Source organism: Limimonas halophila, assembly GCF_900100655.1.
GTDB classification, from domain to species: Bacteria; Pseudomonadota; Alphaproteobacteria; order Kiloniellales; family Rhodovibrionaceae; genus Limimonas; species Limimonas halophila.
Genome location: NZ_FNCE01000001.1, coordinates 382,711 through 404,914 on the forward strand (window position 1 = coordinate 382,711; position 22,204 = coordinate 404,914).

Annotated in this window: 20 protein-coding genes; 6 read left to right on the plus strand and 14 right to left on the minus strand. The window is 68.3% G+C overall.

Going from position 1 to position 22,204, the window contains the following annotated elements:
- The first annotated feature begins 292 nt into the window (after positions 1 to 292).
- Positions 293 to 1,867 carry an OpgD/OpgG family glucan biosynthesis protein gene (locus BLQ43_RS01810; RefSeq protein ID WP_090018399.1) on the plus strand — a complete coding sequence of 525 codons (1,575 nt, stop codon included), beginning with the start codon at positions 293 to 295 and terminating at the stop codon, positions 1,865 to 1,867.
- Positions 1,868 to 1,894: 27 nt separating this feature from the next.
- Here the strand turns inward: BLQ43_RS01810 and pgsA are convergent, their stop codons facing one another.
- From pgsA to uvrB, 9 genes are all read right to left on the minus strand, one after another.
- Positions 1,895 to 2,461, minus strand: a complete 567-nt coding sequence (gene pgsA / locus BLQ43_RS01815) for a CDP-diacylglycerol--glycerol-3-phosphate 3-phosphatidyltransferase (protein WP_090018400.1) — start codon at positions 2,459 to 2,461, stop codon at positions 1,895 to 1,897.
- A gap of 76 nt (positions 2,462 to 2,537) precedes the next feature.
- Entirely contained in the window at positions 2,538 to 4,481 is a 1,944-nt protein-coding gene (gene uvrC / locus BLQ43_RS01820; protein WP_090018644.1) for an excinuclease ABC subunit UvrC, read from the minus strand.
- Between the two features lie 543 nt (positions 4,482 to 5,024).
- Positions 5,025 to 5,417, minus strand: coding sequence for a dihydroneopterin aldolase (locus BLQ43_RS01825; RefSeq protein ID WP_090018401.1), 393 nt, complete (start codon positions 5,415 to 5,417; stop codon positions 5,025 to 5,027).
- 29 nt (positions 5,418 to 5,446) lie between these two features.
- Positions 5,447 to 6,226 carry an SDR family oxidoreductase gene (locus BLQ43_RS01830; protein ID WP_090018402.1) on the minus strand — a complete coding sequence of 260 codons (780 nt, stop codon included), beginning with the start codon at positions 6,224 to 6,226 and terminating at the stop codon, positions 5,447 to 5,449.
- The gene (gene msrB, locus BLQ43_RS01835; protein ID WP_090018403.1) at positions 6,223 to 6,636 is read right to left on the minus strand and encodes a peptide-methionine (R)-S-oxide reductase MsrB; all 414 of its coding nucleotides are present in this window, start codon (positions 6,634 to 6,636) and stop codon (positions 6,223 to 6,225) included. The genes BLQ43_RS01830 and msrB overlap by 4 nt, the downstream gene beginning before the upstream one ends.
- Positions 6,637 to 6,731: 95 nt before the next feature.
- On the minus strand, positions 6,732 to 8,096 hold the full coding sequence (locus tag BLQ43_RS01840; RefSeq protein WP_090018404.1) for a TRAP transporter large permease: 1,365 nt from the start codon (positions 8,094 to 8,096) through the stop codon (positions 6,732 to 6,734).
- A 36-nt stretch (positions 8,097 to 8,132) separates the two neighbouring features.
- Positions 8,133 to 8,726, minus strand: coding sequence for a TRAP transporter small permease subunit (locus tag BLQ43_RS01845; protein ID WP_090018405.1), 594 nt, complete (start codon positions 8,724 to 8,726; stop codon positions 8,133 to 8,135).
- A 154-nt stretch (positions 8,727 to 8,880) separates the two neighbouring features.
- A complete protein-coding gene (locus tag BLQ43_RS01850) occupies positions 8,881 to 9,963 on the minus strand; it encodes a TRAP transporter substrate-binding protein (protein ID WP_090018406.1) in 1,083 nt (360 codons plus the stop codon).
- A 349-nt stretch (positions 9,964 to 10,312) separates the two neighbouring features.
- Positions 10,313 to 12,499, minus strand: a complete 2,187-nt coding sequence (gene uvrB, locus BLQ43_RS01855; protein ID WP_176758491.1) for an excinuclease ABC subunit UvrB — start codon at positions 12,497 to 12,499, stop codon at positions 10,313 to 10,315.
- Between the two features lie 189 nt (positions 12,500 to 12,688).
- Between uvrB and BLQ43_RS01860 the strand changes: the two genes are divergently transcribed.
- From BLQ43_RS01860 to ilvC, 3 genes are all read left to right on the plus strand, one after another.
- Entirely contained in the window at positions 12,689 to 13,243 is a 555-nt protein-coding gene (locus tag BLQ43_RS01860) for a PAS domain-containing protein (protein WP_090018408.1), read from the plus strand.
- A 120-nt stretch (positions 13,244 to 13,363) separates the two neighbouring features.
- Positions 13,364 to 13,897 (plus strand): acetolactate synthase small subunit, encoded by a 534-nt coding sequence (ilvN, locus tag BLQ43_RS01865; RefSeq protein ID WP_090018409.1) that lies wholly within the window; start codon positions 13,364 to 13,366, stop codon positions 13,895 to 13,897.
- Between the two features lie 103 nt (positions 13,898 to 14,000).
- Positions 14,001 to 15,011 carry a ketol-acid reductoisomerase gene (ilvC, locus tag BLQ43_RS01870; RefSeq protein ID WP_090018410.1) on the plus strand — a complete coding sequence of 337 codons (1,011 nt, stop codon included), beginning with the start codon at positions 14,001 to 14,003 and terminating at the stop codon, positions 15,009 to 15,011.
- A gap of 578 nt (positions 15,012 to 15,589) precedes the next feature.
- On the opposite strand, the gene BLQ43_RS01875 is transcribed toward ilvC, so the two are convergent.
- Together BLQ43_RS01875 and BLQ43_RS01880 are read right to left on the minus strand one after the other, a co-directional pair.
- Entirely contained in the window at positions 15,590 to 16,648 is a 1,059-nt protein-coding gene (locus BLQ43_RS01875) for a class I SAM-dependent methyltransferase (protein ID WP_090018411.1), read from the minus strand.
- Between the two features lie 124 nt (positions 16,649 to 16,772).
- Positions 16,773 to 17,537: a helix-turn-helix transcriptional regulator gene (locus tag BLQ43_RS01880; protein ID WP_090018412.1), complete on the minus strand. Its 765-nt coding sequence runs from the start codon at positions 17,535 to 17,537 to the stop codon at positions 16,773 to 16,775.
- Between the two features lie 214 nt (positions 17,538 to 17,751).
- Between BLQ43_RS01880 and BLQ43_RS01885 the strand changes: the two genes are divergently transcribed.
- Positions 17,752 to 17,979 (plus strand): hypothetical protein, encoded by a 228-nt coding sequence (locus BLQ43_RS01885; RefSeq protein WP_090018413.1) that lies wholly within the window; start codon positions 17,752 to 17,754, stop codon positions 17,977 to 17,979.
- A gap of 51 nt (positions 17,980 to 18,030) precedes the next feature.
- Here BLQ43_RS01885 and BLQ43_RS01890 read toward each other — a convergent pair whose 3' ends face one another.
- The 3 genes from BLQ43_RS01890 to fumC all read right to left on the minus strand — a co-directional run bounded on the left by BLQ43_RS01890 (position 18,031) and on the right by fumC (position 20,264).
- Positions 18,031 to 18,450 carry a helix-turn-helix domain-containing protein gene (locus BLQ43_RS01890; RefSeq protein WP_176758470.1) on the minus strand — a complete coding sequence of 140 codons (420 nt, stop codon included), beginning with the start codon at positions 18,448 to 18,450 and terminating at the stop codon, positions 18,031 to 18,033.
- 171 nt (positions 18,451 to 18,621) lie between these two features.
- Positions 18,622 to 18,855 carry a ribbon-helix-helix domain-containing protein gene (locus BLQ43_RS01895; protein ID WP_245659413.1) on the minus strand — a complete coding sequence of 78 codons (234 nt, stop codon included), beginning with the start codon at positions 18,853 to 18,855 and terminating at the stop codon, positions 18,622 to 18,624.
- Entirely contained in the window at positions 18,852 to 20,264 is a 1,413-nt protein-coding gene (fumC, locus tag BLQ43_RS01900) for a class II fumarate hydratase (RefSeq protein ID WP_090018415.1), read from the minus strand. Before fumC ends, BLQ43_RS01895 begins: the two co-directional genes overlap by 4 nt.
- A gap of 208 nt (positions 20,265 to 20,472) precedes the next feature.
- Between fumC and BLQ43_RS01905 the strand changes: the two genes are divergently transcribed.
- Complete coding sequence (locus BLQ43_RS01905; RefSeq protein WP_090018416.1) at positions 20,473 to 22,197, plus strand: bifunctional sulfate adenylyltransferase/adenylylsulfate kinase; 1,725 nt, start codon at positions 20,473 to 20,475, stop codon at positions 22,195 to 22,197.
- Positions 22,198 to 22,204: the final 7 nt, after the last annotated feature.

The following is a 22,204-nucleotide window of genomic DNA, read 5'->3' on the forward strand; positions in this document are numbered from 1 at the left end:
CCGTGTGCAGATTGGAAATGTTATTCGTTTAAAGGAATTTCGTTAATGCCATGAAAATGTCACGCGAATGGACGTTCCACGGTCATCGGGCCGAGCCGTGGTCCGCCCCACCGCCTCGTTGCGCCCGGCCGCCGGCCCGGCACGATCGGCGTGTGGCAGCCGAGCAACGCACACGAACCGATCCACAGGCCAGCGATCCGGCCTGTCGGGCACGGAACCGCGTGCGGCCGGCGCTGTTGGATCGTCGACGACAACCGGACCCGCCGACCCGCGGGCGAATGGATCTCCGATCATGACAGCTTGGACGCGACGCCGCGTGCTCGGGACGCTGCTGGTGGCTTCGTCCCAAAGCTTCTCCGTGCCGGTGGCAGGGGCGGGCACCGCGCCCACCCTGGGCGCCGGGACGCCGTTCAGCTTTGAACGCTTGAAAGCCCGAGCACGCGATCTGGCCAATGCACCCTTTTCACCGCGCGCGACGCCGGCATCGGATATTGCGTCGAAAATCGATTACGACGCGCACGGCGAAATCGGCTATCGCCGTGATGCGGCCCTGTTTGCCGACGGCACGGGGGCATTTCCGGTGACCTTCTTTCATCTGGGACGACTTTTCCAGAAACCGGTCCAGATGCACGTCGTCGACGGCGGCCGGAGCGCCGCAATCCGGTACGATCCGGCATATTTCGACATTCCGCAGGACAATCCGGCCCGGCGGATGCCGGCGGACGCCGGGTTCGCGGGTTTCCGCGTTCACGAGTGGCGCAAGCGCGGCGATTGGGCGCACACGGACTGGGCGGCGTTTCTGGGCGCCTCGTATTTCCGCGCCATCGGGGCGTTGGAGCAGTACGGCCTGTCCGCGCGGGGGATCGCCGTCGACACGGCCACGGCCACGGGCGAGGAATTCCCGGCCTTCGTCGAGTTCCACATCGAACCGGCGCCGACGCCGCGGGACCCGGTCACGGTGCATGCTTTGCTCGACGGGCCGAGCATCGCCGGGGCGTACCGCTTCGAGCTGTCCCGCACGGCCGGCGTGGTCATGGATGTGGAGGCGCATCTCTTCCTTCGGCGAGCCGTCACGCGGCTCGGGATCGCCCCGCTGACCTCGATGTTCTGGTACGCGCAACACGATAAGCCGTATCGGGCGGACTGGCGACCCGAGGTCCACGATTCCGACGGACTGTGTCTCTGGCGCGGCAACGGCGAGCGCATTTGGCGGCCGCTGAACAATCCGGCCGAGCCGCGGGTTTCGAGCTTTCAGGATACGGACCCGCGCGGGTTCGGCCTGTTTCAGCGCGACCGCGACTTCGCCAACTACCGCGACGGCGTCCACTACGAGCGCCGGCCCAGCGCCTGGGTCGAGCCCTTGGCGCCGTGGGGAGACGGCGCGGTCGAGTTGATCGAACTGCCGACGAACAACGAAATCCACGACAACATCGTCGCGGCATGGCGGCCGGCGCAGCCCATCCGGGCCGGCGACGAACTGACCTTCCGGTACCGGCTGCACTGGGTGGCCGACCATCCCCATCCCAGCGAGTCCCTGGCGCGCTGTGTCGGGACCTGGGTCGGGGCCGGCGGCGAGCGGGGCGCGCCGGCGTTGGTGGGAACGACGCGATTTGCCGTGGCCTTCGCGGGCGGGGTGCTGGACACCCTGGGCAGCTACGCGCAGCCCCGCTGCATCGTCGAGGCCTCGCGGGGCAAGCTCCTGAACATCCGCGCGGAACACGTGCCCGAGACGGGGCGCTGGCGAGCCATCTTCGATCTGGCCGCCAACGGCACCGCGCCCGTGGAGCTGCGGCTGTATCTCCGGCAGGGGGATCGCGCCTTAACGGAAACCTGGCTTTACCAGCACGTCCCCGAGCGGACGGCGTGAGCGCTGCGCGGCGGCCGTGCGGGCGCCTCAGGCGCCGTGGGCGGTCTGCATGCGCTTCAGGCCGTTGATGAGGTAGTCGGCCCCGGTCACGAGCGTCAGGCCCCCGGCCGCCCAGAGGCCGATCTCGCCGAGCAGGCGCACGGGCAGGAACCCCGGCCCGGCCTCGCCGACGATGAGCACGCCGAGGGCCACCATCTGCAGCGTGGTCTTCCACTTGGACATGCGCGTCACCGGCATGGGCACGCGGATCTCGGCCAGGTGCTCACGCAGGCCGGACACCAGGATCTCGCGGCACAGGATCACCAGCGCCGGCAGCACCACCAGCCCGGTGACGCGCTGGCTCGCCACCAGCATCACCACCACGGCGGCGACCATCAGCTTGTCGGCGATGGGGTCCAGGAAGCGGCCCACGGGCGAGGTGTCGCCGTACTTGCGCGCCAGGTGGCCGTCCAGCCAGTCAGTCACCGCCGCTGCGACGAAGAGCACGAGCGCCAGCCAGCTCGCCCAGAAGCCCGTGAAGTAGAGAAGCCCCACGAGCAGCGGAATGACGGCGATGCGCGAGAGGGTGAGCGTGTTGGGCAGGGTCAGCGTCATGGGGCGGGCTCCGCGTCGGTGGCGGCGGTCCGCCCCGTTGTAGCCAGCACGGCCCCGCCGGCCAAGCGCCGCCCGCTCAGCCACTGTTGTAGAAGTCGTACACGCGCCGCGCCACGGTCTCGCTGATGCCCTCCACGGCCTCCAGGTCGGCCAGGCCCGCGCGCGCCACCTCGCGCGCCGAGCCGAAGTGGAGCAGCAGCGCGCGCTTGCGCTTGGCGCCGATTCCGGGGATGTCGTCCAGGCTGGAGCGCAGCCGCGCCTTCTGGCGGCCCGAGCGGTGCGTGCCCACGGCGAAGCGGTGGGCCTCTTCCGAAAGCCGCGAGATCAGGTAGCTGACGGGATCGTCCTTGGGCAGCAGCATGGGCTCGCGCTCGGGCAGCACGATCTCCTCGCGCCCGGCCTCGCGCTCCGGCCCCTTGGCGACGCCCGCCACCGCCACGTCGGTGATCCCCAGCTCCGCGAAGACCTCCAGCGCCACGTTGAGCTGGCCGCGCCCGCCGTCCACGAGCACAAGGTCGGGCCAGCTGCCGCGCTCGTTGTCCGGGTCCTCCTTGACCGCGCGACGGAAGCGCCGGGTCAGCACCTCGCGCATCATGGCGTAGTCGTCGCCCTGCTCGGCGTCGCTGCCACCCTCGCCCCTGATCTTGAAGGTGCGGTAGTGCTTCCTCATGAAGCCCTCGGGCCCGGCGACGATCATGGCGCCGTAGGGCTCGCTGCCCTGGATGTGGCTGTTGTCGTAGACCTCGATGCGCTCGGGCGTGGCCGGCAGGCCCAGGCGCTCCGCCAGGCCGTCGAGCTGCTTGCGCTGGCTGCTGCTTTCCGCGAGCTGGCGCGCCAGGGCCTCGCGCGCGTTGGTGAGGGCGTGGTCCACCAGCCGCCGCTTGTCGCCGCGCTGGGGCACGCGGATGTCCACCTTGGCGTCCGCCCGCTGGCTCAGCGCCTCGCGCAGCGTCTCGCGGTCGTGCGGCCCGTGGCTGAGCAGCAGCAGGCGCGGCACCGGCTTGTTGTCGTAGAATTGCGCCAGGAAGGCCGCGAGGATGGCGCCGGGGCGCATGTCGTCGTCGTGGGCGGGGAAGTAGGCGCGGTTGCCGTAGTTGCGCCCGGCGCGCACGAAAAACACCTGGAGGCAGGTCTGCCCGCCTTCCTGGTGCAGCGCCACCACGTCGGCGTCATCGACGCCCGTGACGTTGACGTCCTGGTGGGCCTGGATGTGGGCGAGGGCGCGCAGGCGGTCGCGGTAGATCGCCGCCGTCTCGAAGTCCTGCTCCGCCGCCGCGGCGTCCATGGCGGCCTTGAGGTCTTGCTGAATGGCCTGATCCCGCCCGGCCAGGAAGTCGCGCGCCTGCTGCACCAGGGCTTCGTACTCGGGCTTGGAGATGTAATCCACGCACGGGGCGCTGCAGCGCTTGATGTGGTACATCAGGCACGGGCGCTGGCGGTTGGAAAAAACGTGGTCCGTGCACGAGCGCAGCAGGAAGGCCTTTTCCAGCGCCGTGATCGTGCGGTTGGTCGCCCCGGCGGAGGCGAACGGGCCGTAGTAGTCGCCCGGCTGCGTCTGCGCGCCCCGGTGCTTCACGATGCGCGGGAAGTCGTGGTCCCCTGTCAGCAGGATGTAGGGGAAGGACTTGTCGTCGCGCAGCTGGACGTTGAACGGCGGCGAGAAGCGCTTGACCAGGTTGCTTTCCAGCAGCAGCGCCTCGACCTCGGTGTGGGTCGTGACGATCTCCAGGCTGGCGGTCTGCGCCACCATGCGCCGCAGCCGGTAGGGCAGGCGCTGCAGCTGCGTGTAGGTGGTGACGCGGCGCTTCAGGTTGCGCGCCTTGCCCACATACAGCGGCTCGCCCGTGCGGCTGAGCATGCGGTAGACGCCCGGCCCCGTGGGCAGCGTCTTCACCGCGCGGCGCAGCACATCCAGGCCACGCTCGGTGGACACGGCCGGGTGCTCGCCGCCGGCTTCCGTCGAGCCGTCGAGCGTGGCGATCTGGGTGAAAGAATCGCCCGGGTCCTCCTCGGGGCGCATGCCGGAGCGCTTGCCGCCGGCCGAGGGGTCGTCGGGCCGCCGCTGTTGGGTGGGTCGCGTCATCGCATCGCTATTTTTGCTGTCCGGGGCACGGCGTCAACGCGCAGGCTCGCGTTGGCTCAGCCGTTCGTGTGAATCGGGCCGCTGCGCCGATTCCTGTCACGCGGTGGAAACATCCACGGAAGTTGTGGACAAACGTGTGGAAAGCTGCGTGATGAAACCGCCAAGCCCCCGGTGTGCGGCGGTTCGCGCTGGCGTGCCCAATCACTGGGCAGATTTTCCAAGTCCCTGAAAAACGGAAATTATGGGGGCGTCAAGCGGGTTTGGGCGGGATGCGCCTGCGAATTTGAACCACCGGTATGAGCGCCGTCCCGCTTCCGCCCGGGCTGTGGACAAAATCCGGGTGTTGTGTGGAAAACGAGCGCGCTCAGGCGGTTGCGCCCCGACGTTGCGACACACGCACGACGTACCCCCGAAGCCCCAATAGGGCCGGGGCGGGACGGCTTCCGCCCGGCGGTGGAAAGGCGGCTGGGAACGCCGCGATCAGTCGCTCCGGGTGTGCTCCACCTCGACGCCGACGGAGCTGGTGTCGGCGTAGAGGTCCAGCTTCTCGATGCGCACGCGGGCGCTGCGGGCACGCGGGTCGTGGAAACAGGCCTGGGCGATGCGCTCGGCCAGGGTTTCCAGCAGCTTCGGCCGCTCGGTGCGCACCAGGTGGCGGATGGTCGGAACGATGTCGCGGTAGTCCACGACGTGCGCGGGGTCGTCGTCGGCCGGATGTTCGGGCCGCACCGTGAGGTCCACGTTGACGCGGATGCGCTGAGCCTTGGCCTGCTCGCTCGCCGTGACGCCGAGGTGGCCGCTGACCACGAGATCGCGCACCAGGATGCGTTGATCGCTGACTTGCGTTGGGATCCGCGCGGATTCCGCCGGCATCGCCCCTCCTGATTCGGCTGCGGACCCGGTTACTCCACCGTGGGGTCGGCGCCCGGCTGAGCCCAGCCGAGGTGCTGGCCCCCGTCGAGCGCAATCATCTGCCCGGTCACGCTCCGCGCGGCAAGGATGAACTGCACGGCCTGACAAATCTCCTCGGGTGAGCTGCCGTGGCCGAGCGGCATCTGCCCGGCCTGGCGGGCGAAATCGGCGGGGGTTTGGCGAACCGAAGGCAGGGTGGGGCCGGGGCCGACGGCATTCACACGGATGCGCGGCGCCAGCTCCAGCGCCAGAGTCTGCGTCAGCGCCCACAGCCCCGCCTTCGAGACGGTGTAGCTGGTGAACCCGGGTGCCAGGTTCCACACCTTGGCGTCGAGGATGTTGATGACAGCGCCGCGGGCGTCGTCGGGAAGCTGCTCGGCGAGGCGCTGCGTGAGCACGAAGGGCGCGCGCAGGTTGGGGTCCAGGTGGCGGTCCCAGCTGGCGCGGCCGGCCGTGTGGACGTCGTCCCATTCGAAGACGGACGCGTTGTTGACCAGACACGTCAGCGGGCGGCCGAGGGCGTTGGCCGCGCGCGGGACGAGGCCCTGCGTCTCGGCTTCGTCGGACAGATTCGCGGCAACGGCCGCCGCCACGCCGCCGGCGGCGCGGATGGCGGCCACGGTTTCCGCGGCCTCGGCTTCGGAGGAGTTGTAGTGGACCGCGACCGCCCAGCCCTGGCCGGCGAGATCGCGCGCGATGGCCGCCCCGATGCGCCGGGCGGCGCCGGTGACGAGCGCGCCGGGTCGGTCCGTGGGCGCGGGTGTGCTCACGCGTCCTCGGCGTCCAGCTTCAAGGCGGCGGAGTTCATGCAGTAGCGCTTGCCCGTGGGGGCGGGGCCGTCGTCGAAGACGTGGCCCAGATGGGCGTCACAGCCGCTGCACAGCACCTCGGTGCGGCGCTGAAACAGGCTGCGGTCGTCGCGGTAGGCGACGGCATCCTCGCTGACGGGCTGGGTGAAGCTCGGCCAGCCCGTGCCGCTGTCGTACTTCGTGTCCGAGCCGAAGAGCGCCTGGCCGCAGCAGATGCAGTGATAGGTGCCGGGTGTCTTCGTGGCGTGGTAGGCGCCGGTTAAGGGGCGCTCGGTGCCGCCCTTGCGCGTGACGCGGTACTGCTCCTCGGTCAGCACTTGGCGCCATTCCCGGTCGCTCTTGTGAACCTTGTTCGTGGTGTCCTGGGCCATCGCTCGCTCCCCTGGTTGCCACCACGAATATGGGCGGTCACGGTCGCGCGCCAAGCCCGGCCCACGCGGTTCCGCCGGGCGGCGCCGGCGTTGGCTCAGACCGCGCCGACGCTGGGCAGCCAAGTGACGATCGACGGGAACATGAACACCAGCAGCAGGCCGAGCAGCTGCAGCAGGATGAAGGGCACCACGCCCTTGTAGATGTCCTTCACCGATATTTCGGGTGGGCAGACGCCCTTCACGTAGAAGATGGCGAAGCCGACCGGCGGTGTGAGGAAGGAGGTCTGCAGCGTCACGGCGAACATGATGGTGAACCACACCAGGTCGAAGCCCAGGTCGGTCACCACCGGCGCCACCAGGGGCAGGATGATCAGCGTGATCTCCACCCAGTCCAGGAAGAACCCGAGGAAGAAGACCACGATCAGAATGGTCGCGAGGATGCCAACGGGCGGGAAGGGCAGGCCGAGCAGCAGCTCCTCGATGACGCGGTCGCCGCCCAGCCCGCGCAGCACCACCGAGAACGCCGTGGCGCCGACGAAGATGGCGAAGATGAAGCAAGCCGTGCGCGTGGTCTGCGTCACGGACTGGCGCAGGACCTCCCAGTTCAGCCGCCGGTTGAAGGCGGCCAGGACCGTGGCGCCGGCCGCGCCCACGCCCGAGGCCTCCGTGGGCGTGGCGATGCCGAAGAAGATCGTGCCCAGCACGGCGAGGATCAGCGCCACCGTCGGCAGCACCGCCACCAGCACGTCCAGGAAAACGCGCGGCGTGATCTTGGGCAGGTCCGCCGGCAGCGGCGCCTTGCGCGGGCTGATGACACCGATCGTCAGGATGTAGGCGATGTAGAGCGCACCCAGCAGCAGGCCGGGGAAGAGCGCGCCCAGGAAGAGGTCGCCGACCGAGGCCTTGGGCGTCGCCAGGCGGTCGGCCATCAGCACCAGCATGATGGACGGCGGGATCAGGATGCCGAGCGTGCCGGTGGCGCAGGAGGTGCCCACGGCCAGCGACTTGTCGTAGCCGTTCTTCATCATCACCGGCAGCGACAGCATGCCCAGCAGCACCACCGCGGCGCCGATGATCCCGGTGGTTGCGGCGAGCAGCACGCCGATGACGACGACCGTGATGGCGTAGCCGCCGCGCACGACGCCGAACAGCTTGACGATGTTGTTCATCATGCGTTCGGCGACGCCGGACTGGTCCAGCATGATGCCCATGAAGATGAACATGGGCAGCGCGACCAGGACGTCGTTGCTGACCATGCCCCAGATGCGCTCGGGCAGCAGCCCCAGGGAACTGCCCCAGTCGAACCAGAGCCCCGCGCCGAACCAGTTCACCGCGATCATGCCGACCACGGTCCAAATCACGGCCGTGCCTCCCAGGACCCAGGCCACCGGGAAGCCGGTGAACAGCAGGATCCCGAAGGTCAGGAACATACCGGCGACGAAGATTTCGGACAGCAGCACGGCGCCTTCCCCCCGGACGGCGGCTCGTTGTTGGGCTTATTGCTGGCGGCGCTTCATGGGCCTGGGCACGCCGAAGAGCAGCGCGGTGCACTTCAACAGGCGTGAGACCCCGGCCACGAGGATCAGCGCGAAGGACACGGACAGGAAGAACTTGAGCACGTAGCGCGCGGGTAGGCCGCCGGGCGACTGCGACGTCTCCCCGACGTTGTAGGAGTTCAAGAAGTACGGGAAGGATTCCCAGATGCCCACGGCGACGAACGGCAGCAAAAGAACCGCCAGCCCGAGCAGCTCGATCCACGCCTGGGTGCGCAGCCCGAAACGCTCGTGGAGCACGTCGACGCGCACGTGGGCGTCGTGCACCAGGGTGTAGCCCAGCCCGACGAGCCAGACGGCGCTGGAGATGTGCCAGCGGATCTCCTCCCAGAGCACCGAGCCCATGCCGAAGGCGTAGCGACCGAAGACCCCGACCAGGATGGCGACCACGACGACGATCCAGAGCCACGAGAACGCGTGCCCGATCGCCTGGACCACGCGGTCCACGGCGGCCGACGGGCGGGTCGTGGGCAGTTCGGTGTGGTGACTGAGGTCGCCGGGACCGCCGTGTGGGGCGTCGTGGGTGGTGTCCGTCATGGCGTCCGTCCCCTGGTCCTGGGAACCCTAGATCGGATGCGGTCGGGCTGCGCGGCGGCGCGCGCCGGGCAACCGGGCCGCACCGGCTGCCGGACAGGCACAAGGCGCCGGTGGACGGCGTACCATCCACCGGCGCTGCTGGCGAGAGGTCAGCTTAGTTGTTCTCGCCCAGGGTGGGCGGCAGGTAAGCCCGGCGCTCCCACTCCTGGTAGAGTTCCTGGAACTTCTGCTGCGACTCGTAGACGCGGGCGAAGTCCTCGTCGTTCTCCGCCTCGGTCGCGAGCACCTCGTCGGCCGTCTCCTGGAGCTTGGCCAGGGTCTTGCGCGGGATCAGGGACTGCGTCACGCCCTTGTCGCGGAAGCCGGCGAGCACCTTCGGGTTCTTGTACTCGCCCTCGGCCAGGCCGCGCATCGTGGCCGCGGTGCAGGTCGTCTTGATCTGCGCCTTCTGCATGTCGCTGGCGGCCTTCCAGTCATCGCCGTTGATGAGCATGTACTGCGCCGTGAACGGCTGATGCCAGCCCGGGAAGAGGTTGTACTTCACGACCTCGTTGAAGCCGAGGTTCTGGTCGATCGCGGGCATGGAGAACTCGGTGGCGTCGATCGTGCCCTGCTGCAGCGCCTGATACAGCTCGCCGCCGGGCATCATGGTGACGGACGCGCCCAGCTTCTCCAGGATCTTGCCGCCGAGCCCGGCGAAGCGGATCTTCATGCCCTTGTAGTCTTCCAGGCTCTCGATCGGCGAGGAGTACCAGCCGGCCGTCTCGGGGCCGATGATGCCGCACAGCTGCGCGTGCACGTTGTAGCCCTTGTTGGCGTACACCTCCTGCAGCATCTCGTGCCCGGGGCCATAGTAGTACCACGCGGTGAACGCCCAGGGCTTCAGGCCGAACGGCGTCGCCGCGAACAGCGGGATCGCCGGGATCTTGCCCTGGTCGTAGCCGATCCAGGTGTAGCCGGCCGAAACCTTGCCGGAATCAACGGCCTGCAGGATGTCGAACGGCGGCACCAGCTTGCCGGGCTCGAAGACGCGCACCTGCGTCTGGCCGCCGCTGATCTGTTTGAGCCGCTTTTCCACGAACTTGGACGGCGTGCCCAGCCCCGGCAGGTCCGACGGGAAGGCGATCGGCATCTTCCAGCGGATCTGCTCGGCCTGGGCACCGGTGGCGCCGGCCACAAGCGCGCTGCCCAGCGCAAGGGCGCCAGCGACAGCGGTGAATCGCTTCGCCACGGACATCGAACCTCCCTGATGTCTTTTGCCTCTTGGCACCGGAGCGGTGCCGGCATGCTCGGAAAAGGTTACCGCAGGCGTGGTGCGCTGCGAAAACCGGAGGCACGATAGCGTAGCCCCTCGCGAGGCGCAAGGCAGAACTGCAAGCAGCGCATAGCCAAAAGCATTTCGCAGTCAAAGGGTTGCGGGAATCAGGCCCCTGGCCGGAAGCGGCCCGTCGCGGCGTGGGGATGCATCGGCCGGACGGTCGGCGGCGCCGGCACGGCACAGCCGCGTGCCGTTCGCACCGCGGTAGAGCGCGCCGTCGGGATCGGCCGCGCCCCACGCCCACACGCATCGGGTTCCACGCCCGTGCTTATCGGGAGCCGCGCCCGCCCTTTGGTTTGCCGGACCGGGTCTTGCCCTTGGCCTTGCCGCTCTTGCCTTTGTCGGCGCCCGTGCCGCTTTGCTTGCGGCTCTTGCTGGCGGCGTCCGCCTTGGCGACCTGCTGCGCGAAGCGGTCCGCGCCGCCCTTGCCGTCATCGCCCTGCGGCACGCCCAGGTCGGCTTCCTCCAGCTTCTTGATCTCGTCGCGCAGGCGCGCCGCTTCCTCGAACTCCAGGTTGGCGGCGGCCTCCTTCATGCGGTTTTCCAGATCCTTGATGGTCTGCTGGAGGCTGTGGCCGCTGGCGGGCTCCGCTTCGGTGCTGGTGGAGACGTCCACGTGGTCGCCGCGCTCGTAGACGCTCTCCATGACGTCGGAGATCTGCTTGCGGATGGTCTCCGGCGTGATGCCGTGCTTGGCGTTGTAGGCCTGCTGCTTCTCGCGCCGGCGTTCGGTCTCGTCGATCGCCTGCTGCAGCGCCTTGGTGCGCTTGTCGGCGTAGAGCACGACGCGCCCGTCCACGTTGCGCGCCGCGCGGCCGATGGTCTGGATCAGCGCCGTGGCGGAGCGCAGGTAGCCCTCCTTGTCGGCGTCCAGAATGGCGACCAGCGCGCACTCTGGGATGTCCAGGCCCTCGCGCAGCAGGTTGATGCCGACGAGCACGTCGAACTCGCCGAGCCGCAGGTCGCGGATGATCTCGATGCGCTCCAGGGTGTCCACGTCGGAGTGGATGTAGCGCACCTTCAGCCCCGCCTCGTGCAGATACTCCGTCAGGTCTTCCGCCATGCGCTTGGTCAGCGTGGTCACGAGCGCGCGGTAGCCCTCGCTTTTGACCTGCTGCACCTCGGCGATCAGATCGTCCACCTGATCCGAGGTCGGGCGCACGTGCGTGACGGGATCGATCAGCCCGGTGGGGCGGATGATCTGCTCGGTAAACACGCCGCCGGTCTGGTTCAGCTCCCACTGGCCTGGCGTGGCTGAGACGTAGACCGTCTGCGGCCGCATGGCGTTCCACTCCTCGAACGACAGCGGCCGGTTGTCCATGCACGAGGGCAGGCGGAAGCCGTATTCCGACAGCGTGCCCTTGCGGGACATGTCGCCGCGCACCATCCCCTGGATCTGGGGCACGGTGACGTGGCTTTCGTCCACGATAAGCAGCGCGTCCTGGGGCAGGTATTCGAACAGCGTTGGCGGCGGCTCGCCCGGATTGCGCCCCGTCAGGTAGCGCGAATAGTTCTCGATGCCGGGGCAGGAGCCCGTGGCCTCCATCATCTCCAGGTCGAAGGTGGTGCGCTGCTCCAGCCGTTCCGCCTCCAGCGGCTTGCCCTGGTCGTGGAAGTATTTCACGCGCTCCTTCATCTCCGCGCGGATGTCCTTCATCGCCTGCTGGAGCGTGGGGCGCGGCGTGACGTAGTGGCTGTTCGGGTAGATCTTGATGCGGTCGAGGTCTCCCGCGGATTTCCCAGTCAACGGATCAAACTGCGACAGTTTGTCGATTTCGTCGCCGAACAGCGAGATGCGCCAGGCCGTGTCCTCCAGGTGGGCGGGGAAGAGCTCGATGGTGTCGCCCTTCACGCGGAAGGTGCCGCGCGTGAAGGAGATGTCGTTGCGCTTGTACTGGAGCGCGACGAGGTTCTGCAGGAATTCGTCGCGGTTGATGACGTCGCCGGTGTGCAGCTCGACCGTCATGCGCGAATAGGTCTCGGGCGCGCCCATGCCGTAGATGCAGGACACCGAGGCCACGATCACCACGTCCTCGCGCTCGAACAGCGCGCGCGTGGCGGCGTGGCGCATGCGGTCGATCTGCTCGTTGATCGAGGATTCCTTCTCCACGTAGGTGTCGGTGCGCGGGACGTAGGCCTCGGGCTGGTAGTAGTCGTAGTAGGAGACGAAGTACTCCACCGCGTTCTCGGGGAAGAAGCCCTTCATCTCCGCGTAGAGCTGCGCGGCGAGTGTCTTGTTCGGCGCCAGGATCAGCGTCGGCCGCTGCACGCGCTGGATCACCTGTGCCATGGTGTAGGTCTTGCCCGAGCCCGTGACGCCCAGCAGCACTTGGCCGTTTTCGCCCTGGTTCAGCCCCTCGGACAGCTCCTCGATCGCCTGCGGCTGGTCGCCGGCCGGCGCATACTCGGACTGGATCTGGAATGGCCGCGTTTCCGGCTTCTCGCCCGCGGGCATGCGCGTGCCCGGAATCGCGACGGTGTCGCCGAGCGAGGTGTCGGCGGCCGCGGTGTCCTGCGTCGGGGTGTCGCTCGCCATGGACGTGGCTCCGGTGGTGGCTGCCGGGAATGTAGGGTGGGTCCACCCGGCGCGGCCAGGGGCGCGGGACGATTGACAATCCGTTAACCGCCGGGACAGGGTAGCGTCATGATTGAGGGCGATCTCGCACAGGTTGCGGAATCGGCTGAAGAGCGCTTGAGCCAGCCGATGCTGCACGAGCTGCACGCCTACTGGTCGCACAAGGCCGAGGCGCGCGGGAGCATCCCCCACCGCGCGGACATCGATCCGATCGACATCCCGCGGCTGCTGCCGCACATCTACATCGTCCAGCACGATCCGGCCTGCGACGCGTTTTACATGCGGCTCGTGGGCACGCGCCTTGTGGAGTTGCGCGGCGACGACCCGACCGGCAAGTACGTCAGCGAAGACCTTCACGGCCCGGTGGCGCCGCTGGTGAACGCCTTCTTCCAGCGCGTGCTTGCCTCGGGCGCGCCGCTCGGCTTAACGGGGCGCGCGGTCTGGGTTCCGGGCAAGGAGTGGGCGCCGGTGGAGGCGCTGGCCGTGCCGCTCAGCGCCGACGGCGGCGCCACGGATCAGGTGCTCGGCTGCTACCTGCGTGACGGCGCGCCGGCGACCTTCCGCGAGGGCGGCAGCAGTGCCAGCGTCGAAGGGATCCGGATCCTGACACGGCCCGTCGGATGATCGGCCCCGGGCGCCCGGTTTTCCCGCCTTGACGCCCGACCGCCGGTCGTTTTCTCTCCGCCCGCCGGTGCGTCCGCGCGCGCCGCGGTGAGGGCCCATTCGAAAACGCAGGCGGGGACGATGGCGGAGAGCCCGGACGAGCTGCGCTCGAGGACGGATACGGAATCGCGCACGATCGCGGTGCTGGTGGACAACGAACCCGGCGTGCTGGCGCGCGTGATCGGCCTCTTCTCCGGGCGCGGCTACAACATCGAAAGCCTGACCGTGACCGAGGTGGACCCGGAAAACCACCTCTCGCGCATCACGGTCGTCACCAGCGGCACGCCCATGGTGCTGGAGCAGATCAAGGCGCAGCTCGGCCGGCTGGTGCCCGTGCACCGCGTCTCCGACCTGACGCGCGAAGGCCCCTACGTGGAGCGCGAGCTGGCGCTGGTGAAGGTGCGCGGCGCCGGCGACAAGCGCGTGGAGGCGCTGCGCATCGCCGACATCTTCGGCGCCGAGGTGGTGGACACCGGGCTGGAGCACTTCGTCTTCCAGCTCACCAACCGCAGCGACAAGCTGGACGCCTTCATCGAGCTGATGAGTCCGCTGGGCCTCACCGACGTCTCGCGCACGGGCGTCGTCGCCATCCAGCGCGGGCCGGAGGCGTTGTAACGCGCGGCACGGCCGGGCGTGCCGCCGCGCCGTTTCATCGACGAGAACCGCCGCGGTCGGGATCGCCCACCGGCGGCGGGAGCGCTAGAAGGGGAAGCACACCATGCGCGCCTACTACGACCAGGACGCCGACCTGAACCTGATCAAGGGCAAGAAGGTCGCCATCGTGGGCTACGGCAGCCAGGGCCACGCCCACGCCAACAACCTCAAGGAAAGCGGCGTCGAGCAGCTCCGCGTCGCCCTGCGGCCGGGTTCCAAGACGGCGCAGAAGGCCGAGCAGGCCGGCCACACCGTGGTCACGCCCGAGGAGGCCGCCGAGTGGGCCGACCTCGTCATGGTCCTCGTGCCGGACGAGCTGCAGGTGTCGCTCTACACCGAGAAGCTCGCGCCGAACATGAAGGAACACGCCGCGATCGCGTTCGCGCACGGCTTCAACATCCACTACCGCCTGATCGAGCCGCGCCCCGATCTCGACGTCTTCATGATCGCGCCCAAGGCCCCCGGCCACACCGTGCGCAACGAGTACACGCGCGGCGCCGGCACCCCGGCCCTGATCGCGGTGGAGCAGAACCCCAGCGGCCAGGCGCACGACGTCGCGCTCGCCTACGCCGCCGGGCTGGGCTGCGCGCGCGCCGGCGTGCTGGAGACCACCTTCCGCGAGGAGACGGAGACCGACCTCTTCGGCGAGCAGTCCGTGCTTTGCGGCGGCATCTCCCAGCTCGTCCGCGCGGGCTACGAGACGCTCGTCGAGGCCGGCTATCAGCCCGAGATGGCCTACTTCGAGTGCCTGCACGAGGTGAAGCTCATCGTCGACCTCATGTACGAGGGCGGTCTGCGCAACGTGCGCTACTCCATCTCCAACACGGCCGAGTTCGGCGACTACACGCGCGGCCAGCGCGTCATCGACGAGGGCGTGAAGGAGCGCATGAAGGGCGTGCTGGAGGACATTCAGTCCGGCCGCTTCGCCAAGGAGTGGGTGCTCGAATGCCAGGCCGGCCAGCCCCAGTTCAAGGCCGAGCGCCGCCGCTGGGCCGAGCACGAGATCGAGCAGGTCGGCGAAAAGCTCCGCGCCATGATGCCCTGGATGAAAGAGGGCAAGCTCACCCAAGAATGACCAAGGATGATCCTTGGAACCATCTGTCACGCGACACCCGCGTCGCGTGGCGGACGGGTGGGAGTTCTCACGACCAAAGATGATCCTTGGACCAAGAATGATTCTTGGAACCCTGTGTCATTCGACATCGGCGTCACGCGGATATGAATGGGTCTCTCACGACCAAGAATGATTCTTGGAACCACCTGTCACGCGACACCGGCGTCGCGTGGCGAACGGATGGGGCCTCTCACGACCAAAGATGATCTTTGGAAACCGGTGTCGGGAAGCCTTTGCGGACTCGTCCGCGCCGCCCGTTACGATCTCGGGGACGAATGTCGCTTGCGACGGCTTCTGACACACTGGCGCTGATAAAGGCGCACGCTTTGAGCCGCTCTACAATCTCCCCCTTCTCCTTCGAGGAGAAGGGGGAGATGACGTTCGCGCACACGCTGCGCGAAAGTCAGAGGGGGATGAGGCCATCCTTTTGGCCAAGCCATTCCAAGTCGTTTTGTAGGGCTCGCCGCGAACGCGGCAGCCCGCCTTTTCCGTTTCGGTCGATTGGCAGGGGCTTGGTCCTCGGGCCCGCCTGTTCGTTTCTACGGCCGCGCTTCCAGGATCATGTTGAACGGCGTTTCGGTGGCCCGGCGCCACTGGCCGAAGCCCGCGTTTTCAGCGACGTCGCGCAGCCGCGCCTCGCCGGCCTGTGCCCCCAGGGCCGCGCCCTTTTCCTGCGCCAGCGAGCAGGGCACGCACACACTGGTGGAAAAGCCGTAGTAGACCGCGCCGACCGGGTTCAGGTTCTCCGTTGCGGTGTCGCCAGCCATCGGCTCCACCAACATCACCGCGCCGTCCGGCTTCAGCACTTCGCGGGCCCGGCGCAGCGCGCCTTCGGGATCGCCCATGTCGTGCAGGCAGTCGAAGAAGCACACCAGATCGTAGCCGCCGTTCGGAATTTCCTTGCCCGCGCGGACTTCGAAGCTGACATTGTCGACATTCGCCGCGTCGGCACGCTCCCGCGCCGTGGCGATCGAGGGCGTATGGAAATCGTAGCCCTCGAACCGGCTGGCCGGGTAGGCCGCCGCCATCAAGACCGTCGAGGCGCCGTGGCCGCAGCCCACGTCCGCGACGCGCGCGCCGGCTTCCAGCTTCTCCGTCACGCCGTCCAGCGCTGGCAGCCATTCCGGCACCAGATGCGCCTTGTAGTTGGGCTTGAAGAACTTTTCCGTGCCGCAGAACAGGCAGGCGTTGTGCTCCCCCCAGCCCAGGCCGCTGCCGCGCGCGAAGGCCGCTTGCAGGGGGTCGAGATCCCGGTAGATCGCGCCCACGGACTCGAATCCACCGGTCAGCAGCACCGGGCTTTCCGGGTCCGCGAACACGGCCACCTGTTCGGGCGTCATGTGATACCGCGTGGCTGTCTCGTCGGGCGTCACATAGCCCTGCGCCGTCATGGCGCCGAGCCACTCACGGGCGTAGCGTTCGCCCACGCCGGCCGCTTCCGCCAACTCGGCGGGCGTTGCACGCTCCATGCCGCTGAGCGCGCGGAACAGCCCCAGGCGCTCACCCAGCACCACCAGGGCCCCGTTCACCGCCGCGCCCATGTCGCCGACCATCTTGTGCAGCAAATGGTCCAGGCGGTCCGCATCCACCGCTGTCATCGTCCGATCTCCACAAAGGCCAAGTGTGAGACCGGCACGATAGCGCCGCGCCCGGCTGGCCGGACACGGTGCAAGCGGGGTGATGCACCGCATCGTTCCGACGGGTGAGGGGCGCCGCAGCGATCTAAAGCGAAATCAGGCCGCGCGAGAGGGCCAGGGCGACGGCATGCGCCTTGTGTGCGGCCCCCAGTTTCTGCATTGCAATTTGGAGATGCTTTTCCACCGTGCGCGCGCTGATGGTCAGTCCGGTAGCCGTTTCTTCGGCTGTGTAGCCTTGCGCAGCCCACCCCAGGATGTCACGTTCCCGGTCACTCAAGTCAGCGACCCGGCGGATCGCGCCGAGTCGCTCCGGCATGATCTCGCCAAGACGCGTATGTGCTGCTTGCGAGACGACCGGTAACCATGCCCGAATGCTGGGGTCAACGTCGTCTTGAGCATAGCTATCCAAAAAAACACTGAGTAATGCACAGGAAGGTCGAATGTCAGCGGTGTCTCCATGCAACGGAATCACTATTCCGTCTGAAAAACCATGATCAAAAGCGAGTCGCATGACAGATGCGCCATGGCGATCTGGTAAATTTCCACGGGCGTGACCCATACGCCATTCGGCAAGTTGCGACCATGTGAACAAATTCGACCCGATATATGCTCGACGTATACATGGATCAATAAAAAAACATTTATTCTGGACGTACGTCTTCTGAAAGTCTTCGGGTATCGTGTCTCGACAGGCGGCAACGTACTCCCCTGGCTGGTCCGGGAGAAGAGCGATGTCCGCGTATGCCCAGGCGCATCCGCCGATAGCTTCGGCCAAGTCACGAAAGACCGCGTCGATTTCCGCGAGGGTTGACGCAGTGCTCGCGCGTGCGAGCGCGTCCGGCATGTGCATGGCGTCTGTCCCGCACTGGCCTACGTGGTTTTACGTACCTCGCACGTGGTGTAGAGTTTGCTATCATATTCGCGCATCGCCGTCGACGTGTGGCGGGTGGGTGACGGCGCGCGACGCGCGAAGCGGCTTTAAGCTACCCGACCGACGCCTGCCGTGGCGCGGGCAGACTCCGACACGCGCCCCGCACGACATACGCTGATCGCAGGATACGCGCATGACGCCGGATACCTGTCACACGCACGTGCCGATCGGACGTCCGGACAACGACAACGACCCCTCGCGCCGTAAGCCCGACCTCGTCACGGAGCGCGACGCCATCGCCACGCTTCTCAAGGACGGCTTCTCCCTGGCGCAGGCGTCGGAAATCTGGCGTATCCTGGTCCGCGCCGAGAGTGAGGGGGCGAGGGCACGCCAGGCCGATGCGCCGGACGCACCCGACTGACCCTTCAGGAGCAATCCCGCGTCGACGGCCTGCGAGGCGAAACGAGGGCTGTCAGCCCTCTTGCGCGCGCCTCAGCCGGTGTGCGCGATCTTCGCTGGCCACGGCGCGCAGCAAGTGGCGCACGGCCGTCTGAACGCCGCCGTCCGACAGGCTGGCGTAGGTCCGCACGATGTCGAAAAGCTCGCGCGAAACCTCGCCGTCAGCCACCGATCCGCCGTCCGTCGCCGGTGTTTCCGCTGGCTCGTGGACGTCGGCGAAGAGCAAGGCGATCGGCACGTTCAGCCGTTCCGCAACTTGGTACAGCCGGCCGGCGCTCAACGAGGACGTCCCCCGTTCGTATTTGGCCATCTGCTGGGGGCTGATCCCCAGCGACTGTGCCAGATCGCGCTGGGAAAGGCCCAGCATGGCCCGCCGCTCGCGGACCTTTTGGCCAACCTTCGCATCGACCAGATCGTGAAGTTCGCCCTGCATGCAGCCCCATCCCACCGTTGATCGCGCGGCTTTGAACCCGTTCCCGTGTTCGCAAGGAACACAATGCCACTTTCGCGAAAGTGGTACAATCATAAGAAACATATTTCGACAGGGTCGGCACGCCGCGCGAGTATTAACCACGCCAGCCAGGCCTGTATGCCGCCGAATCCGTCAAATCCCGGCGCGCTCGCGCAGCCGGTGAAGCACCCATACGCGCACGGCGCTCGACAATGGGCCGGTGCGCGCGGCGTCGATCTCGGCGATGACGGCGTTGACGGGCCGGCCCTGGGCGCGCGCCAGGGCGAAGAGCGCGTCCCAGACGGCCGGCTCCAGGCTGATGCTGGTGCGGTGCCCCGCAACCGTGACGGACCGCTTGCGGGGCCGCGTGTCCAGCTCCGCGCTCACGAGCGCTGCGTGGGGCCGAGCATCTGCTCCGGGCGCACCCAGGTGTCGAACTGCTCCTCGGTGAGCACGCCCAGCTCGACGGCGGCGGCCTTGAGCGAGGTGCCGTCGGCGTAGGCCTTCTTGGCGACCTTGGCGGCCTGGTCGTAGCCGATGTGCGGGTTCAGCGCCGTCACCAGCATCAGCGAATTGCGCATCATCTCGCCGATGCGGGCCTCGTTGGCCGCCATGCCGCGCACGAGGTTGTCGGCGAAGCTCTGCGCCGCGTCGCCGAGAAGCTGCGCCGCCTGCAATAGGTTGTAGATCATCACCGGCTTGAAAACGTTCAGCTCGAACTGGCCCTGAGTCCCGGCCATCGAGATCGCGGTGTGGTTGCCCATCACCTGCGCGCACACCTGGGTCAGCGCCTCGCACTGCGTGGGGTTCACCTTGCCGGGCATGATGGAGGAGCCGGGTTCGTTCGCCGGCAGCAGCAGCTCGAAGAAGCCCGCCCGCGGGCCGGAGCCCATCATGCGGATGTCGTTGCCGATCTTGAACAGCGAGCCGGCGGCGGTGTTGAGCGCGCCCGACATCTCCACCACGGCGTCGTGGGCGGCCAGCGCTTCGAAGGTGTTGTCGGCGGGCCGGAACTCGATCCCGGTGATGGTTGCCGCTTCCTCAGCGAAGCGCGCGGCGAAGCCGTCGGGCGCGTTGAGGCCCGTGCCGACGGCCGTGCCGCCCTGGGCGAGGTGGCGCAGGCGCGGGAAGGCGTCCTCGATGCGAGCGAGGGCGTTGGTGACCTGCTGCGTGTAGCCGGAAAACTCCTGGCCGAGCGTCAGCGGCGTCGCGTCCATCATGTGGGTGCGGCCGATCTTGATGATGGCCTCGAACGCCTCGGCCTTCTCGTGCAGCGCGTCGCGCAGCGCGGCCAGCTTGGGCAGCGTGTCGTTCACGATCAGCCGCCCGGCGGCGATGTGCATGACCGTGGGAAAGGTGTCGTTGGAGGACTGGCCGTAGTTGCAGTGGTCGTTCGGGTGGACGGGCTGCTTGCCGCCGCGCTGGCCGGTCAGGATCTCGTTGGCGCGCCCGGCGATGACCTCGTTCGCGTTCATGTTGGACTGCGTGCCCGAGCCCGTCTGCCAGACCACCAGCGGGAAGTGCTCGTCCAGCTTGCCCTCGACGACCTCCAGCGCCGCGGTGCACAGCGCGTCGCCGACCTCGCGGTCCAGCACGCCCAGGGCGATGTTGGCGCGCGCGGCGGCCAGCTTCTGGATGCCCAGCGCGCGCACGATCTGGGAGGGCATGCGCTCGCCGCCGATGCGGAAGTTCTGCAGCGAGCGCTGCGTCTGCGCGCCCCAGTAGGCCCAGGCGGGAACCTGCATCTCGCCCAGGGAGTCCGTCTCGACGCGCACGCTTGTTTCCTGATCCGTCATCGTCGCTCCCGTCGCTGTCCGGTTCACGGTCGCCGCCGCCGAAGGAAGACCGAGCGCGCCCGGTGGTGCAACGGGTTTGTGCACCTCGCCGCCTCTCTTCTGAGCGAACGCGGAAGACTTCGCGCGGTCCGACCGCCATATGGTTGAAGGGCTGGCGGGGCTCGGCTACCACCGTCGACGCGTGTGTGGCACGACCAGGAGACGCTTCATGAGCCTGCCCGGCCCGATCGCCCCCTACGGCGGCGTGCTCACGGAGCGCTATCTGAGCGGTGACGCGCTGGCCGCGGAGCGTGAGCGCGCTCTCTCCCTGCCGTCACTGACCTTGACGGCGCGCCAGCTGGCGGACGCCGAACTGCTGCTCAACGGCGGCTTCTCGCCGCTGGAAGGTTTTATGACGCGCGCCGATTACGAGCGCTGCGTACGCGAGATGCGGCTGGCCGACGGCACGCTCTGGCCCATGCCCATCACGCTCGACATCCCGCGCGAGCTGGCCGAGCGGCTGGCACCGGGCGACGGCCTGGCGCTGCGCGGCCCCGAGGGGCAGCTGGTGGCGACGCTCGACGTCGCGGAGCTCTGGGAGCCCGACCGGCCGTGGGAGGCGGAGGCCGTCTTCGGCACGGGCGATCACGCGCATCCTGGCGTCCACCACGTGCTCTCGTGGTCGCAGCCGGTCTACGTCGGCGGCCGGCTCAACGGCGTGGCACCGCCGGTCCACCACGATTTCCCGGGCTACCGCCACAGCCCGCGCCAGCTGCGGGAGCACCTGGATGAACTGGGGTGGCAGCGTGTCGTCGCGTTCCAGACGCGCAACCCCATGCACCGCGCGCACGTCGAGATGACGCGCCAGGCGGCCGAGCAAACCGGCGCCGGGCTGCTGCTGCATCCGGTCGTCGGGCTGACCAAGCCCGGCGACGTGGACCACTACACCCGCGTGCGCTGCTACGACCACGTGGTGCGGCGGTACGAGCCGGGGCAGGCGACCATGAGCCTGCTGCATCTGGCGATGCGCATGGGCGGCCCGCGCGAGGCGCTGTGGCACGCGCTGATCCGGCGCAATCACGGCTGCACCCACTTCATCGTCGGCCGCGACCACGCGGGGCCCGGCAAGCTCAGCGACGGCAGCGAGCCGTACGGCCCCTACGACGCCCAGGAGCTGGTGGACGCGCACCGCGACGAGATCGGCATCCGCATGGTGCCGTTCCAGTTGATGAGCTACGTCGCCGAGCTGGACACCTACCTGCCGGCGGATCGGGTGGAACCGCACCACACCGTCCGGCACATCTCGGGCACCCAGTTCCGGCAAAAGCTGCGGCAGGGCGAGCACATCCCCGAGTGGTTCTCCTTTCCGGAGGTGGTGGGCGAGCTGCGCCGCACCTATCCGCCGCGCCACCGCCAGGGCTTCACGCTGTTCTTCACCGGCCTGTCCGGGGCGGGGAAGTCCACGCTCGCCAACGTGCTCCACGTCAAGCTGCGCGAGCAGGGCGACCGCTCGGTGTCGCTGCTGGACGGCGACATCGTGCGCACGCACCTGTCCTCGGAGCTCGGGTTCTCCAAACGCGACCGCGACATCAACGTCCGCCGGATCGGCTACGTCGCCAGCGAGATCACCAAGGCGGGTGGCATCGCCATCTGCGCGCCCGTGGCGCCCTACGCCGACACGCGCCAGGACGTGCGCGAGCTGATCGCCGGCGTGGGCGGCTTCGTCGAGGTCCACGTGGCGACGCCGCTGTCGGTGTGCGAGGCGCGCGACACCAAGGGCCTGTACGCGAAGGCGCGGCAGGGGCAGCTCACCAACTTCACCGGCATCGACGATCCCTACGAGCCGCCGCAAGCGCCCGACGTGCGCGTGGACACCGCTGAAGCCAGCCTGACCGAGTGCGTCGAGGACATCCTCGACCGCCTGCGCGAACTCGGCTACGTGCGGGACACCTGACGCGCCG